The following is a 16472-nucleotide window of genomic DNA, read 5'->3' as shown; positions in this document are numbered from 1 at the left end:
TCCCGTTGGTCCTGTTACCCCGGTTACTCCCGTTGCTCCTGTTGGAATATAAATTGGTGGAAGAACCGGAAAGGTAGGTCCAATATTTTCTGGGCCTATCATACCATTATTCAACAACAATTTGTCATTGCGGTTCAATTTAATACCCCTCATTCCACATTTTTGTTTACTAATTAAAAAAATAAAACATCTATCATTTTAGAAAAATTCCATGACTACTTTTTCATACTCAAATGTTTTTACATATATTAAACTTTTACCGTTGCTATAACTAGTAGTATTAATATAATAAAATGATAGTTCCATATCAAAATACTAAATCGGTTACGTTCTAATTAAAAATGAGGTGATTTATATTCAAGATAAGAATGAAAAAATGAAAAAAGAACTATTTTCCCTGGCTCTTGAAATTATTCTCCCTTACAGGCTTACAGGTCCTACTGGTCCTACAGGTAATACTGGGCCCACAGGTATTACTGGACCTTCTGGCATTACTGGACCTATTATTACTACAAACTCTATGTTTGCCAATAATACATTAGGTGGTCCCATGTCAGTCATATTAGGTGGAACTAATATTCCACTTTCTAATAACCAAAGTCTCGGTAATTTTACAGTGAACGCTTCAAATGATATATTTACAATTCCTGTTACTGGAAGATATTATTTAACCTATCAAGTTAATACAACAACTTCTTTACTTGCTGGTACAAGGCTACTATTAAACTCTTCAACTCCACTTCCCAGATCTATTTTTTCACCTGCAATATCAACTTCAAATTATAATAATAATTTAATAAGCAATTTAATTGCTGGTAATACAATTTCACTTCAACTATTCGGCGTATTATCCGTAGTTAATTTAGTTGGAGGCGGTTCTACAGATGCCTCTTTAACAATTATACGAATTGATTAAAAAATGATTCGTTCTTTTTTATAATAATCATTCTTAAATGCTAAAATAGTAACTATTACGTCATTCCTAAAGCTTATATTTCAATAACTTCACGACAGTGATTATGCAATAAGAAACACTTTGCACTATATTCATAGTACAAAGTATCTATACTAAATTTTCCGTATATACATTATCAATTTACACTCTACCTATGCCAATGTTACATTAAATAAGAAGACAGTTTCTCAAATGCGGACCATCTCAATACGTATTTGAGAAACATACTCCAATCCTATACGCGAGAGCAATACTATGGTTGACACTCAAATGAGTGTCTTTTTTTGTCGATTATAAAAAATAAAAACCATCTCTCATAGATGCTTTTATCATTACGCCTTTCTTTGTTTTTTAAGGCAGCTGTAAATTTATGAAGCTGAATAATAAATGGTCATACTTAACCGTGTTAGCGTTCTTCCAAAATTATGATAAGAATGCGGTCTATCCGCCTTAAAGCGAATTGCATCCCCACTATTTAATTTATATTGACAATCATTTATTTCAATTGTCAATTCCCCTTCAAACACTGTTATAAATTCTTCGGCCCCTTCTTTATGGCCTTCCGAACTTAGTTTTCCTTCTGCCTCAATTTCAACCGTATAGATTTCAAAGTTCCTATCATCTTGGAAAGGAAAAGAAGGATACACTTTATATCTCCCATTGTCTTCTGATAATACTTGAATATCATTTCGTAAAACAACTTTCGTATCCGGTTGCGGATTATTGATTAAAGAAGTAAAAGACACTTTCAAACCATTAGCAATTTTCCATATCGTTGTTAATGTTGGACTTGACTCTCCTCGTTCAATTTGTCCTATCATCGTTTTACTCACACCTGTTAATTGGGAAACCTTTTCTAAACTTAATTTTTCCTTCTCTCGTATTGTCTTTAAATTTTTCGCCAGAATAAATTGAATTTCTTCCATAAGAAACACTCCTACACTATATACAATATAACGACCGTTATGTATAATAAAGAGCACACGTTATATTGTTCTTTTCGGTCATTATAACACACGAAATAATTAGGGGGTTTTGAAATGCCTATCTTTTCTTTTTTGTTATTTGTTTTTATAAGTAGCTTCACACCCGGACCTAACAATTTTTTAGCTATGACATACGCCAATCAACATGGTTTAAAAAGGAGTATTCAATTTTGCTTCGGAGTAGCTTTCGGATTTTTCATCCTCACTTCCTTGTGTAGCTTCTTTAATATTGTACTAATTAATATTCTACCCATAATCGATTTCCCTTTAAAAATTTTAGGTGTAGCATACATGCTATATTTAGCTTTTAAAATACTAACTAGTAAAACTAGTACAGATCCCGATGAAAAATATAATAAAAATTTATTTACAGTGGGGATTTTTCTTCAGTTTGTTAACCCTAAAGGGATACTATTCGGACTAACTGTAGTATCAACTTTTATTCTTCCTTACTACACTTCATATTCAAGTTATCTACTTTTTTCATTATTTCTCGGTGTAGTCGGGTTAATGAGTACATTTAGTTGGAGCTTATTTGGTTCCATGTTCCAAAAACTTTTATTAAAACATACTAAATCATTTAACATCATTATGGCCGTTTTATTAGTTTTTAGTGCTATTTCAATTGTAGTCAATTAAATTCAAATTCTAAATTTTGTTCTTATTTAAAATACGTTTTACAAATATGGATGATATTTTCAATAAACATTCCACTTACATGCTTTACTTATTTAATTTTAGGTCGGAATAAAAATTTTAAAAAGAGGATTACTCAGTATAAGTAATCCTCTTTTTCGGACCGATTGGTTTGTAAATATTCTGTTCCACTAAACTCAAATCTTTACTTAACTTCATACCACCAGCCTTTACGATCAAGGTAATCCGTCATTCCTTTAAGTTGCGCATCTGAAGTTGGTTCAGATATAAAATATGTTAGACCATCAGATTGTAAGATGAAGTTAGCTGTCATTTTTAGGGACGTTAATGCCCCCATTACATCAGGTGTTTCATACGGTGAAAATGCTCCTGATTGAATGATATTTTTTGGGGATGGCGGAGTTGTCCCACCTGATTGCCCAGTTAATGCATAAACAATTGAATTTGCAATCTTATCTGGATTCCATTTTGCCATATCTGCTTCATTATCGATAAATCCAAGTTCAATTAAGATTGCAGGTGCTTTCGTATTCGCTAACACATAAAGGTCTTTACGTTCCTTTGCACCACGATTTGACCAGCCAATATCTTTTGAAAGTTGTGCTGCTATCTTTGCTGATAAAGCTTGTTGATCATAGTAAAGTACTTCAACACCATTTGCTTTCGTATCGTATGAGTTTAAGTGAAATGAAACTACTAAGTCTACATCATGTGAATTTGTTTTTGATACAATGTTATTTAAATTTTGTGCTTGTGTTGTCCCTACTTCATCCGTATCATCATAAACTGTATGTCCTAATGCTCTTAGTTTAGCAACAACTGCATCCTTAACTTGACGATCCATAATGTGTTCTTTCCGATTTCCATAATTCGCACCCTGTACAATACTATTGTGACCTGCATGTAAACTATATCTAGCCATTTTTCAACACCCCCTTTTTTATTAACATATTCAAAGCTCGTCTTATTGTCCGGTCAAATATCCAGTACAACACTTGCAAATATTAAATAGGGCGCTAATCTATTTTTTAAATGAAAAAACCAAAAATAATACTCTCAACTAATATATTAATTTGTGGCATCTACTTTTTTATCATTCATTTTAAAATCTTTTTATAATAATACAGAAAAATACGCTATAATATAAGTTATTGTTCTTTAGGAGGGGTTTAATGGCTGATAAGTATAAATTTTTAATTCTCGTTGTTACAGCATTTTTTTCTTTCTTTTCCTTAATAAAAGATTTCCGTAACACTTCAAAAAGTTTCTTTTGGGGAAGCTTTGCAATCCTAACAAGTTTTATATTATTATTAACACACGCTTTAGAGTTAACTCCAATACTTCTCCATTCAGCCCAGATGGCTCTTGAGATTATTACAATACCTCGTAAATTATTTTTTCCGTCCGGCACTGAAGTTGCTAGTATTTGCTAACAATTCGTGTATCTAAAAAAATTTCAACTCTATATTTCTAATTATCTTTATAAATATAAAAGTGCGGTTTCTCCTTTCTAGAGAAACCGCACTTTATTAAATTAAAAAAATGGCTAGTATACAAATCACCGTTTTATCCTTACATTTACGATTAGTTATTTCAGCATTATGTTCCTTATAAATTTCAAACGCCTAATCGCTTTCTACGCTTCTTCCCCTTACTTAACCATTATTTCAAGGTATAAACGTACTAGCTTATAAACACTCTCTTTTCGCCGATTTTTCTACTCTTCCTGTTCTTTCTCTTTCTTTTTCTCCTCTTTTCCTGTTCTTCTTGATTCTTCATCCGGACGCACAATGCTTTATAGTTTTTCAGCTCCTTCACCACAAGTCTACACATCTGCTTATCATGGATATCTCCAAAAAATGAAAATTGATTCATGTGATACGGCTCTCCTCCGTTCAATCTACTTACTTATAAATGAATTACTTTATTAATTTTCCATAAAACAGTAATTATTATATAATTAAACTATTAAAATATTAGGTGGTGATACAAATGACTGAAACAACCCGAATCGCTCTTTTCACTCTTGTAGGAATAAGTGCCATATTTTCTGTAATTAAAGAATTTCAAAAACCAGAAAAAAGAAAGTTTTGGATTACCTTCGAAACTTTAATTCTGATCGGGGCAGCCTGGATGTTAATTGGACTTCTCATGTAACCTACTTAATTAGTACCCTCACTTGAACAAAACTCAATATTGCGTCAATAATGTAAGTAACATTAGATTTTCTCCTTGGAAAACCGAGCAGCTAGCTTTTGCTAGCTGTTCTTTTGTTATACATCTAATTCAGTATTAGTGCCGTTTTTAAATTAATAAAGGAATTTCGAAAACCACTGAAAAAACAGTTTTTGATTTTAGTTGATTCTCTAATTTTGATAAGAGCTATATTTTTATGGCTAGTTTTTTTATCTACATTACTTAAAGAGAACTCTCAGTTACTAAAGCAGTTAGCAAAAGCCAACTGCTTTTTTATTAAAATAACGCCTTCATTTCAAAATTATATTGTTTTAAATTATCTATTCTACTTCTCTTCTCTTGTTCATATGCCAGGTACTTTATTCATAAACTAAAAATAATTGACATAACTGAATGGAGGCTACCAATGTCTTTTGCAAATATTATTAAATACAGGCGCGTTCCCCACTTCAATTCTAACTTCCCTTTAATTTTATTTTGGAGCCAGAAAAGTGGTTGTACTTCTCTTACACATTGGTTTTTTTATCAAATTAATTTATTTAAGCAAGCCATAAAATACGATTCTTTCATCCATAATTACGAAAATGAAATATACAAAAACTCCTCAGACTACTTTATTGAATTAGCTGCAGCTTTATATTCAAAAGAAAAAGATACCTATAAGTTAGTAAGAAACCCGTATACAAGAGCTGTAAGTTCATTCTTCTCATTAATCGCTCCTCCATACATAGAAAACCCAGCATGGGAGTCCGTTCGGAGTTTTTATTATGGTAACAGCATTTGTAGTAAGCCTATTTCATTTAAAATCTATCTCTATTACTTAAAATCACAAATGACAGATTTAGAACAAGTAGATCCACATTTGACACCACAGTATGTACCCGGTGAAGAAGCGTTTGTTACAAATTATATCTACCTTGAAAATTTCTCTACCGAAATTGTACGTCTAGAACAAACATATCAATTAAAAACTGCTCCTTTACACATACTAACCAAATCATGGCATCATCAGAAGGACAGGGCGATTTTTAGAGGTAATTTTGCAGATGCTGATATTACCGATCCTTTATTCCCACGCCTCCCAACATACGATAGTTTTTATGATCATGAAACTATCCAATTAGTACAAGATATTTTTAATAAAGATTTCAGCACGTACAAATACCCATTAACCCTTTAAAAAATAAGTGATTTTCTAATTGCAGTTTCATATATTATATGGAAACTTAAATTCGTCTATTTAAGTTTCCACATAAAACTCTCGTAGTAAGTTGAGACACTGGAAGCAGTGTCTTTTTCCGATAAAATCTGAATTTTAAAAATTTGTTTCCCTGATTTACGTCATACTCATGCAACACTACTTTTGAATCAAAGTGTATATCCAAATATTGCAAGTGAATAGTTGGGTCATAAAGACGTTTTCATAACATTAAATTGCTATTCGCATATTTTACCTGGGACCTGGGATGCAAGAAGACGCAGTTAAAACATTTAGTGAACAACTATTTGGATAGTAATGTTTGAAAATATAAAAATGCGGTTCCCCCTTCCTAGAGAAACCGCATCACATCAATGTTTTTATTAAATTTTAAACTGACTCGTATACAAATCAAAGTAAAATCCTCTATCTTTCATAAGAGATTCATGATTCCCTCTTTCCATAATACTTCCATCTTTTATAACAAGAATTTGATCTGCTTTTTCAATCGTTTTCAGTCGATGAGCGATTACAAAACTTGTTCGACCTCTCATTAAATTGTTTAGTCCTTCTTGAATTTGTAATTCTGTTCTCGTATCAATATTAGATGTCGCTTCGTCGAGAATTAATATATCTGCATCTGCTAAAATTGCCCTCGCAATCGCAAGAAGTTGTTTCTGTCCTTGACTTAAATTCGATCCTTCTGAAGCAATTTTTGTTTCATATTGATAAGGTAAATGCTTTATGAAAGAATGTGCAGATGCTGCCTTTGCTGCATTAATTACTTCTTCATCACTAGCATTTAATCGACCATAACGGATATTATCTATAATCGTCCCAGCAAATAAATACGTATCTTGTAAAACTACTCCTATTTTACTTCGCAACGAATTAATATCATAATCTTTAATATTTTTTCCATCGATATGAATTTGTCCTTGCTGAATATCGTAAAAGCGCGTCAGCAAATTAATGATTGTTGTTTTGCCCGATCCAGTTGGACCAACTAAAGCAATTGTCTCCCCTGGCTTCGCCTTAAGACTCACTTCTTTTAAAACCGCCTTATTTTCCTCATAACCAAATGAAACATTTTCGAGTGCAACATGCCCTTGTAAATTTTGTACAACGGATGCATCTTTTTTATTTTGAATCTCCGGTACTTCATCCATAATTTCAAAGACTCGTTCTCCACCAGCAACTGCCGCTTGAATCGTATTCATTAATGTTGCGAATTGACTGAGCGGTCTTGAGAATTGACGAGAATAATTAATAAAAGCCGCAATGACACCTACTGTAGTCATTCCATTTAAAACCATTACTGATCCAGTACCAATTACAAGTCCCATACCTAAGTTGTTTATAAAGTTCATACTCGGAAAAATAAAAGCTGAAAATGTATCCGCCTTCGTAGCTGAAACTCTTAGTTGTTCATTAATCTTATTGAAATTTTGTACAGTTTCTTTTTCTTTCCCGTATAACGTTGTAACATCCGCTCCTGTTATAGCTTCCTCAATAAAACCATTTAATTCTCCTAAATCTTTTTGACGCTTTGCAAAGTTTTTACCACTATAAGCAACTAGTTTTTTTGTAACAAAAAACATAATAGGTACTGTAATTAAAGTAACAATTGCTAAAATCCAATCTAATGCGAACATCGCAATCGTTACACCTATAAAGGTTAATGCTGATGAAATAATTTGTACAACACTTTGTGTCAACGCTTGATTCAAATTATCTATATCATTGGTCACACGACTCATTAAATCTCCTTGAGAACGTACATCAAAGAACCGTAAAGAAAGCGTTTGGATTTTCTCAAAAATATCTTGTCGTATTTTTTGTATGGTTTTTAATGCAACGTTAACCATGACAAATGTTTGTAACCAAGTTAAAAACACTGTAATACCATAAATTGCGATAAGTAACATGCACATTCTTGCTGTACCATTTAAATCTTTAGGTACAATATATTGATCTATGATTACTCCCATTAAGTAAGGACCTAATAACCCAAGTAATGTCGTAATAAATACTAAAAATATAACGAACGTAAGAGCAGCCTTTTGATACCCCATATAGTTCCATACTCGCATTACAGTTCCTTTCGTATTATTAGCTTTCCCCATCTTAGGCGCTTTACGTCCACCTTTATTAGCAAATTGCCCTTGAAAATTACGCATGTTCTTTCCCACCTTCTTTATGTAAATTGCCACCTTGGGAAAGATAAATTTCTTGATATACCTCACATTGTTCTAACAGTTCTTCATGTGTACCATCACCAACTAATTCACCGTTATCTAAAACGAGAATTTTATCAGCATCTATTATTGATGAGATTTTAGAGGCAATTAATAATGTTGTTGTTCCTTTATATTCTGTTCTTAATGATGATTGAATGTTAGTTTCTGATTTGGCATCAACTGCTGATGTAGAATCATCTAATACAAGAATAGATGGCTTTCTCACAAGCGCCCTTGCAATTGATACACGCTGTTTTTGTCCACCTGATAAATTTGTCGCACCTTGTGTTAAATGATATTGATAAGAATCTTCCAGCTTGTTAATAAACTCAGTCGCACAAGCTGATGAAGCCGCTACCTCCAGTTCGTCACTTGTTGCATCTTCTTTACCATAACGTAAGTTCTCTTCTATACTACCTGAAAACAACAATGCCTTTTGAGGTACAAAACCTATTGAACCACGCAGTTTTTGTAAATCGTATGCCTTAACATTTATTCCATCAATACATATTTCACCTTGATCAACATCGTATAAGCGCGGTAATAGTTTTGCTAAAGTAGATTTACCACTTCCAGTAGAACCGATAATCCCTACTTTTTCACCTTTACATATGCGAAATGAAATATCTTTTAAAACATATTCATTATTTTTCGTATAACTATAACTAACGTTTTTAAAGTCAATATGTCCCTCGATTTGCTTAGGTACAAGCGCATTTGTTTCGCTCATAATATCAACCTCAGTATTTAAAATTTGCTGTACACGATCCGCAGACGGAAATGCTCGCGCGATTTGCATAAATACCATACTTATAGACATAAGTGACATTAAAATAATATTCAAATAGTTTATAAACGCTAATATAGCTCCTACTTGAAGAGTACCGTTAAATACTTTTTCTCCACCAATCCATAATGTTGCGACAATCCCCCCGCTTACAACCAACATTATAATTGGCATCATTAAGGAAATAAGCTGAACCGCCCGAATATTTATCTTCGTTAAGTTTGTATTCACTTTTCCAAACTGAGTGATTTCATATTTTTGTCTTACATACGCTTTAATAACACGGACACCAGATAAATTTTCTTGTAACTTTGTATTCACTTTATCTAATGCTTCTTGCACTTTTTTGAATGTCCCGCTTGCTTTACTTGCAATAAATATAATCGCAAGTAATAAAATTGGAACAACTACAAGTAATATAGGAAATAACTCACGCGCTGTTACAAAAACAATTATGATACTTCCGATAAACAACAAAGGACCACGAACAAGAACACGTAATGTCATCGTCATCGCCGATTGAATAGAAGTAACATCATTTGTCACAATCGTTAATAATTTCCCAGTTCCAAATGAATCACGATTTTCACTAGAGAATGTTTCGATTTTCGCAAATACATCTTTTCGTATGTCTGTAGCGAAATTAACAGCTGCTTTTGTAGAATACATCATGCACCCAAGTCCTCCAACTAGACCGAGTGCTGCTGCTCCTATCATTAGAAGCCCCATTTTTATTACATAATTCATATCCCGATTTGCTATCCCAACATCAATAATATGTTGCATAATAGTCGGTTGAATTAAGTCCATCGCAACCTCAAGTACCATAAATAGCGGTCCAATAATAGCGAAGAACATGTATGGTTTTAAATACTGTAATAACTCACGAAATGATTTCATACATAATCTCCTTTTTCCTATGAAATTACCAATTAATAATTCTTACCCTCCTTACTTAAGCCATATAATTTATAATTTTTTTATTACTTCTATTATATTATGTAAATTAATATTTAACATTATTAAATGATAAGCATTAATGACTTTTCGGTCAATAAATGTGCTTTGTATTATATAAATACAAAAACCGCATTCTTAATGAAAAGAATACGGTTTTTTATCTATATTTTTTCAGTTGTAAAATCTAAAAACTCAGTCTCAAATCCATTGTTTTTAGAAGGACTACACATGTAAAAACCTATTTTAACAGGCTCATTTCCTATATCCTCCATCAAATGAGCGATTCTTATTTGTTCCCATTGATGGATCTTTTTCACATATATTGTATAATCACCACGTTTACGAACAATTCGAAAACGAAGTTGTTGGGTAGCTGATTCTGTTGGAAAATCTTGTGTTGACCAATCTGAATATCCATTATTTGTTACGACAGCTCCTAAATGAGATGGACCATCTGGAATATATTCTAATGAAGTTTTCAACCAACACTTTTCCGAAATCATAACAAAAAGACCAGCTTGATCGAATTTTGAATTTGGATTCATACGCAATTGAACTTCAGCTTGAAAGTCTGTCATCATCTCAGTATAAAACACATGACCATTCATTACTTCAAAACCATAATGTGTTTTAAGCCAAAAATCTGTTTCGGGTTTCGAGCGGACAATAAACACATGATTGTCATTAAGCTTATAATATTCAGGTACATTCATTATAGTAAGTTGCTCAATATGTTCTGGTATATGTGATATTTTCATAGTTCCTCCATAATAAAGCATCTATATGCACATTTAAAATTCTACTAATACTGGGAATTTATAACCTTTCAAATCCAACTCTCTATCACTTCGAACCATTAAATACTTACTAGACTGTAATTCTGTAAACTGTACATCCTCAATCCCTAATTGATCTGGAGAGAAGTAAAATTCGATTTCTGTAAATCTTTCAGCGATTTCCCCGCATATTTCATCTAAAACTGGAATTACTGGTGCAAACACTCCATATAATTTCAACTTTTCATTATCTACTTCATACACAATTAGAGCATCTAGTTTCTCTAAATAATACAATTTCTCATTCCATTCCGAATCATACATATTCAAATAAAACGAAGGATGGAAGTTTAATGTTGAAAAATTATTTGAAAGTCTTTGGCTACTTTCAATAGTTTCATGTATCAACTGTCTATCCTCTTCAATATAATAATCTAGCTTTCTAAGTAAAGAATTATTATTATTTTTATCGTATGGTATAGTCATCAAATATTCCTGTACAACTTTAAATCCAAATGATGTATATAGTTCAGGTTTTTCCGTAAACAATAATGAACATTCACATTGTTTATCAATTTCTTCAATCATTTCCCTCATTAATTCAGTCATTAGTCCTTGTCTACGAAAATTAGGATGTGTCATTACAGATTGAATGCCCGCTGCATTTATTCTTTCACCATTGATTATCAATGGTAGTGAAAATGCTGCAACATTTGCAATAGCTTTATCTTCCTGTAAAAATGATAAAGCTTTATATGTATCATCCCAATAGCCTCTCTCTGAAAAATCCTTCAATGTTTGAATTGTAATCCCAAACACTTCTTCAAATAAAGGAAATAACTGCTCTCTTTTCGGTTCTTCTAATAGAAGTTTTTCAAAATTTTCAACATTCCCCATGTTGTCCCTCCATATGTTAATTCCATCAAATTAGATGTAGTTATATAACCTGCTCTTAAAGTAATAGGTCTTACCAATCAATATACTATCACAAAATATAAAAAAAGAGTCTAATTAATTTTATGTTTCGACTATTCGAAAATAAGTCGAATAAAACAATATTAGGATTTTTGGATATTAATAAGTTTATTGTATGAAAATAGTGCTTTCTAATTCGTTTTTACTAATAGAAATGCACCATTTATAAATAATATTTTTTATTATTTTTTTCCTTCTAGCCTTTCCTTCGTATTAATTTCTTCTCCTCTCATTCTCTTTTCAAATGTATTTCTCCAACTATTAGAAAGCTCATTTACTTCTAAGATCCTTTTTAGCCCTTCCATATTTTGTTTTTCTTTATGCATGATACGATTAGCAAATGCTACTGTAACACCATGTGGATTAGACTTTAGTAGCTTTAAAGTATCAACAGGTGATACCCAACCTTCTTTTAATACGCGAAAATAAAACCCTGTATATCCTGTTTCTTGAAAATATATTGGTAACTTTGGAATATTGTATTTCTTAGCTAATTTAAAACAAGGTTGTCTTGGCTGCGTTACTTGTACAATTGCTTCTCCCATTTGAAATGTATCACCAATACAAACATCCTCTTCACACATACCGCTTATTGTTATATTTTCTCCGAATGCTCCATATATAAGTTCTTGATTCAACTCTTTTTCCCAGTATGGATAGTGGTCACCAGTATAAACACAAACTGCTTTATCTACTCCTCCATGATGGACTAAGTCCGCTTGCCCATCTCCATTAAATTTTACAAAGGATAAAAATACTGGTTCCTTTACTTCTTTTTTATTAATACCTGTATGAATTACCTTTCCACCGTACGTAACCTCTTTTGGTAATCCTATATTTAAAGATAATATTTGATATTCATTTGTCATTCTATTTCCTCCTTTAAAGGTGTTACATGAATTTACTCTCTCGATTTATTTTCACAACTATCTCTGTTATATAAAGATGATTATAAAACCTAAAAAATCATTGTTCAATCCAATTATTTATATAATAATGATAGGTAAAACCTATCATTATACTTGAGGTGATCCAAATCGAATTACGACAACTTGAATATTTTTTAGCTGTTTCAAAAGAATTGCATTTCACAAAAGCAGCTGAGAAATTAAATATTTCACAGCCTTCACTAAGTCAGCAAATACGTGCTTTAGAACATGACGTAGGAATGCCGCTTTTCGATCGTATTGGTAAAAAAATATCTTTAACTGACGCTGGAAGGATTTTATTATTACATAGTAAAACCATTTTTCATGAAGTCGAACAAGCTCGTTCTGCTATTCAAGATTTAAACGGATTACAGCAAGGTTCCTTAACAATTGGATCATTGTTAACCGTCGTGAATTACTTACTACCACCAGCTATTATAAATTTTAATAATTTATATCCCAATATAGAACTTTCTGTATTAGGGCTTCGCACAGGAGATATTCGTGAAAAATTATTACAAAACGAACTAGATATTGGCATTACATTTCTCCCGGTACAAGATAAAGAGATTATTTCTACCCCTCTATACAAAAGTGAACTTACATTAGTCGTACCAACCGGTCATCCATTAGCTGAACATGATCATGTATCTATTGCTGAATTACAGAACTACCCTTTAATTCTATTACCTATAAATTTCTTTTTAACCGAATTAATTACATCTCATTGTCAAAAATTCAACTTTAAACCAAAACCAATTTTAGAAATTAGTACAATGGAATCTTTAATCCAAATGATTTCAAAAGGAATGGGAATTACAGTGTTACCAAAACCATATATAGACTTTTTACAAAACAAAAACATTCAAACTGTAAAATTAAGAAATCCTACTCCGACTATAGAAATAGGGCTTATTTATAGAAAAGATAAATATATGTGTGCTGCAACTCGAGAATTCATTAAGCAATTGAAACTAACCGTACATTCTTTACAAAATTAAATAAAAAAAAGAGATTATCCTATGAAGTCGTTTCATAACGACCTAGTAGAATAATCTCTTTTCATAATGAAATAAATTATTACCTATAAATTTCAGTGTACCTTTTTGGAAATTGGAATATATTTTGTAAAATAAGCCCCAACTAACAATAATACAATTGAAAATAGCACTGTAAAAATACCATCTAAATGAAACCAATATGCAAACAAATTAAAGATTGCAAGTGCAAAGAAACAAATTGAAGTTAATGCACTTTTTAATCCTTTTATGTCCGCTTTTTTTCTTTTTTGATATGCAATATACATGGAAATGGCTAGAAAAATGATAAGAACAATCGTTAACAAAATTTTCAGCATCGGTAATCCCTCCAGTATACATACCCCCTTCAGCACTACCATATTATCCCATTTATCCCTTTGGAATCAATTCATTATTCTCTTCTCTCCAAAAATCAGTATAAGTTTTATTTTCAAAGTTCACATTCACCTCAGAAAAAGGAAGACTTCCTCCAACTTTCAATGAATACCAGTTATTTAAAATTGGAGATCCGAAACAAATATTCATTGTGCGATCATGTAAATCGGATAATACAGAATGTAAAGTTCCAAACCACTCTTCATAATTATGCACTGTCAGACCTGCAGGATATTCTAATTCTACTATTCCTTTTAAAGAACCCATGCTCAATTTTTCATTTTGATTTAAAAGTTCGTGTAAAGTGGAATATCTCTTTGTAGATTGTTCTAATCTCCTATTATTTAATTTTTTAATAGCTGAACTAACTGCATGGTTTGTTGATACGATAAAAGATTGACTGTCATCATCAATCGTTGTTATTGATTTATACCCGTCAAATATTTCAATACGTGCTGCATCTAAAGGATCCGCTACTATTAGATTAATATTACTAGCAATCGGCATTTCTTCTATTAGTGCCTTAGCCTCCTGCACATTTTTGCATTTCTCCAATAACACTCGAATTACTGCAAAACATTGTAAACCACTTACCGCTGGCTTTCTCAAACCCGCAATATTTCCTACCGGTTGGCCACATGCTGAAAATGTAACAGATAATCCATGCTCGTTAACTCCTTCCGTTCGACCAAAATATTGAGTGGAAAAGCCACTATGTGCATATGCACCTTCAACATGAGTCGAACAAAAGCGCATATCATCTATTACTGGTGACAAATCATAGTTTCTTAATACATAAGTATGCTTTAAATCTGTCTTTTTAGGTAAAACAGCACAATGGCTACAACCTGCTTTTAATAGTGTTTGATAATAATACATCATATTTTCAGATGGAATTTTTAACACTTCACAAAACCCTTCAATCTCTTCATTTATTCCTGGACAATATTTATGTAGTATATTCTTAGATTCTGTCCAATGGTGATGCGATATTAAGTTTTCTTTCTGTATAAATTGTGGAATGAGATAAGGATGTCGTTTCACAAATTCCCCTTGTTGCTTACCGATTTCATAATGACTTCCTTTTAACGATGAAAAATAACCCTTTACTTGATACACCTAATTACCCCCTCTTATTGAATTTATCCATATCGTACCAAATATACTTTATTCATTCTTGATGTTTTTTACTGTCTTTCAAATCAAATGTGGCTGGGATAAAGCAGAAAATTATAAAATAAAAACTAGGAAACTGTTAATGATTACAGTTTCCTAGTTTTTCCTTATACTAAATGATTCCCTCTGCCACCATCGTTTCTGCAATTTGAACTGAGTTCCACGCTGCACCTTTTAATAAGTTATCGGAAACGATCCAAAGATGAAATCCGTTTGGTGTATCAGGATCTTTTCTAATTCTACCGACAAATGTATCTATTTTTCCTTCTGCATATAATGGCATTGGATACAGCTGTTCACTGATGTTATCCTGCAGTATAACACCTGGTGCATCCAGCAACACTTCTCTTATTTCTGCAACAGTTGCTTCTTTGTCAAGTTCAATATAAACTGATTCTGAATGTCCTGATACGACTGGAACACGCACACAAGTAGCTGCCATTTTCAAATTGGGATCTTCTAAAATTTTCTTCGTTTCTTGCATCATTTTTACTTCTTCAAATGTGAAATCATTATCTGTAAATATATCTACTTGAGGTAGTACATTAAACGCAATTGGATAATGCTTTTTATCTTTCTTCACTGGTAATATAGTACTCTTAACCTCTTCACCTGCAAGTATTGACTTAGCCTGCTGTTTTAGTTCATGAATCGCATGAATTCCTGAACCTGACACAGCTTGATATGTGGAAACAATAATTCGTTCCAATCCGAATGCTTTTCGTATTGGCTGAAGTGCTGTTACCATCTGTAATGCTGAACAATTCGGAACTGCTATAATACCTTTATGCTCCTTTAAAGTGTGTGCATTTACTTCTGGAACGACGAGCGGTACATCATGTGCCATTCGGTATTCACTCGTGTTGTCAATTACGATGGCACCACTAGAGACTGCATGATTAACAAATTGCCTAGAAACTTCTCCTCCAGCGCTGAAAAAGGCAATATCTACACCTTCAAAGCTAGTTGTTTTTGCCTCTTGTATTATTATCTCTCGCCCTTTAAATTGTACTACCTTACCAGCGGATCGTTGTGATGAAAGCAATGTAATTTCAGCTATATTAAATTTAGTTTCTTTCTGTAACAGTTCAATAATTTTCTGCCCTACTGCACCTGTAGCCCCAACTACAGCTACATGATAGCCCTTTTTGATCATCTTTTCTCCTCCAATATCACTTGAATAAATATTTCTACAATTTTATTTTATAAAAAATTTAATCAT

18 protein-coding genes and 1 pseudogene are annotated in these 16472 nt (G+C 32.3%); 7 read left to right on the top strand and 12 right to left on the bottom strand.

Translation table 11 applies throughout. The annotated features are described in order from the left end of the window. Positions 1 to 138: exosporium leader peptide-containing protein (locus ACYVEC_RS29165; RefSeq protein WP_460509460.1), on the bottom strand; the 138-nt coding region annotated here is incomplete at its 3' end. A 208-nt stretch (positions 139 to 346) separates the two neighbouring features. Between ACYVEC_RS29165 and ACYVEC_RS29160 the strand changes: the two genes are divergently transcribed. Next, positions 347 to 916: a BclA C-terminal domain-containing protein gene (locus ACYVEC_RS29160; protein ID WP_460509457.1), complete on the top strand. Its 570-nt coding sequence runs from the start codon at positions 347 to 349 to the stop codon at positions 914 to 916. 407 nt (positions 917 to 1323) lie between these two features. On the opposite strand, the gene ACYVEC_RS29155 is transcribed toward ACYVEC_RS29160, so the two are convergent. Next, positions 1324 to 1938 carry a helix-turn-helix domain-containing protein gene (locus tag ACYVEC_RS29155; RefSeq protein WP_153039400.1) on the bottom strand — a complete coding sequence of 205 codons (615 nt, stop codon included), beginning with the start codon at positions 1936 to 1938 and terminating at the stop codon, positions 1324 to 1326. Between the two features lie 57 nt (positions 1939 to 1995). Between ACYVEC_RS29155 and ACYVEC_RS29150 the strand changes: the two genes are divergently transcribed. Further along, complete coding sequence (locus tag ACYVEC_RS29150; RefSeq protein ID WP_063225051.1) at positions 1996 to 2580, top strand: LysE family transporter; 585 nt, start codon at positions 1996 to 1998, stop codon at positions 2578 to 2580. Between the two features lie 202 nt (positions 2581 to 2782). Here ACYVEC_RS29150 and ACYVEC_RS29145 read toward each other — a convergent pair whose 3' ends face one another. Further along, positions 2783 to 3520 carry an N-acetylmuramoyl-L-alanine amidase gene (locus ACYVEC_RS29145; RefSeq protein ID WP_460509454.1) on the bottom strand — a complete coding sequence of 246 codons (738 nt, stop codon included), beginning with the start codon at positions 3518 to 3520 and terminating at the stop codon, positions 2783 to 2785. A gap of 250 nt (positions 3521 to 3770) precedes the next feature. Here ACYVEC_RS29145 and ACYVEC_RS29140 point away from each other — a divergent pair, with 250 nt between their 5' ends. Beyond that, the gene (locus ACYVEC_RS29140; RefSeq protein ID WP_063225049.1) at positions 3771 to 4031 is read left to right on the top strand and encodes a hypothetical protein; all 261 of its coding nucleotides are present in this window, start codon (positions 3771 to 3773) and stop codon (positions 4029 to 4031) included. A gap of 250 nt (positions 4032 to 4281) precedes the next feature. Here ACYVEC_RS29140 and ACYVEC_RS29135 read toward each other — a convergent pair whose 3' ends face one another. Next, on the bottom strand, positions 4282 to 4473 hold the full coding sequence (locus tag ACYVEC_RS29135; RefSeq protein ID WP_063225048.1) for a hypothetical protein: 192 nt from the start codon (positions 4471 to 4473) through the stop codon (positions 4282 to 4284). A 117-nt stretch (positions 4474 to 4590) separates the two neighbouring features. Here ACYVEC_RS29135 and ACYVEC_RS29130 point away from each other — a divergent pair, with 117 nt between their 5' ends. The 3 genes and pseudogenes from ACYVEC_RS29130 to ACYVEC_RS29120 form a co-directional block, all read left to right on the top strand. Further along, entirely contained in the window at positions 4591 to 4755 is a 165-nt protein-coding gene (locus ACYVEC_RS29130) for a hypothetical protein (RefSeq protein WP_080468759.1), read from the top strand. Between the two features lie 445 nt (positions 4756 to 5200). Further along, on the top strand, positions 5201 to 5974 hold the full coding sequence (locus tag ACYVEC_RS29125; protein WP_063225047.1) for a sulfotransferase family 2 domain-containing protein: 774 nt from the start codon (positions 5201 to 5203) through the stop codon (positions 5972 to 5974). A 132-nt stretch (positions 5975 to 6106) separates the two neighbouring features. Continuing rightward, a pseudogene (locus tag ACYVEC_RS29120) lies at positions 6107 to 6308 on the top strand (tyrosine-type recombinase/integrase); the annotation flags it as partial. A gap of 67 nt (positions 6309 to 6375) precedes the next feature. Here ACYVEC_RS29120 and ACYVEC_RS29115 read toward each other — a convergent pair. The 5 genes from ACYVEC_RS29115 to ACYVEC_RS29095 form a co-directional block, all read right to left on the bottom strand. Further along, positions 6376 to 8172 (bottom strand): ABC transporter ATP-binding protein, encoded by a 1797-nt coding sequence (locus tag ACYVEC_RS29115; RefSeq protein ID WP_063225046.1) that lies wholly within the window; start codon positions 8170 to 8172, stop codon positions 6376 to 6378. Further along, positions 8165 to 9919, bottom strand: coding sequence for an ABC transporter ATP-binding protein (locus tag ACYVEC_RS29110; protein WP_063225045.1), 1755 nt, complete (start codon positions 9917 to 9919; stop codon positions 8165 to 8167). The genes ACYVEC_RS29115 and ACYVEC_RS29110 overlap by 8 nt, the downstream gene beginning before the upstream one ends. Positions 9920 to 10140: 221 nt before the next feature. Next, positions 10141 to 10737, bottom strand: a complete 597-nt coding sequence (locus ACYVEC_RS29105; RefSeq protein ID WP_063225044.1) for a DUF1349 domain-containing protein — start codon at positions 10735 to 10737, stop codon at positions 10141 to 10143. A gap of 33 nt (positions 10738 to 10770) precedes the next feature. Continuing rightward, a complete protein-coding gene (locus ACYVEC_RS29100; protein WP_460509450.1) occupies positions 10771 to 11652 on the bottom strand; it encodes a GNAT family N-acetyltransferase in 882 nt (293 codons plus the stop codon). 260 nt (positions 11653 to 11912) lie between these two features. Continuing rightward, positions 11913 to 12599 (bottom strand): MOSC domain-containing protein, encoded by a 687-nt coding sequence (locus ACYVEC_RS29095; protein ID WP_063225042.1) that lies wholly within the window; start codon positions 12597 to 12599, stop codon positions 11913 to 11915. A 158-nt stretch (positions 12600 to 12757) separates the two neighbouring features. Here ACYVEC_RS29095 and ACYVEC_RS29090 point away from each other — a divergent pair, with 158 nt between their 5' ends. Further along, entirely contained in the window at positions 12758 to 13660 is a 903-nt protein-coding gene (locus ACYVEC_RS29090; protein WP_063225041.1) for a LysR family transcriptional regulator, read from the top strand. A gap of 92 nt (positions 13661 to 13752) precedes the next feature. On the opposite strand, the gene ACYVEC_RS29085 is transcribed toward ACYVEC_RS29090, so the two are convergent. The 3 genes from ACYVEC_RS29085 to ACYVEC_RS29075 form a co-directional block, all read right to left on the bottom strand. Then, positions 13753 to 14016: a hypothetical protein gene (locus ACYVEC_RS29085; RefSeq protein ID WP_063225040.1), complete on the bottom strand. Its 264-nt coding sequence runs from the start codon at positions 14014 to 14016 to the stop codon at positions 13753 to 13755. Positions 14017 to 14068: 52 nt separating this feature from the next. Further along, positions 14069 to 15193 (bottom strand): C45 family autoproteolytic acyltransferase/hydolase, encoded by a 1125-nt coding sequence (locus ACYVEC_RS29080; protein ID WP_063225039.1) that lies wholly within the window; start codon positions 15191 to 15193, stop codon positions 14069 to 14071. Positions 15194 to 15362: 169 nt separating this feature from the next. After that, positions 15363 to 16406: an aspartate-semialdehyde dehydrogenase gene (locus tag ACYVEC_RS29075; RefSeq protein ID WP_063225038.1), complete on the bottom strand. Its 1044-nt coding sequence runs from the start codon at positions 16404 to 16406 to the stop codon at positions 15363 to 15365. Positions 16407 to 16472 lie beyond the last annotated feature (66 nt).

The organism is Bacillus sp. MN7755 (genome assembly GCF_054771475.1).
The sequence above is the reverse complement of the archived record's forward strand: the minus strand, read 5'-3'. Positions and strand labels throughout refer to the sequence as shown.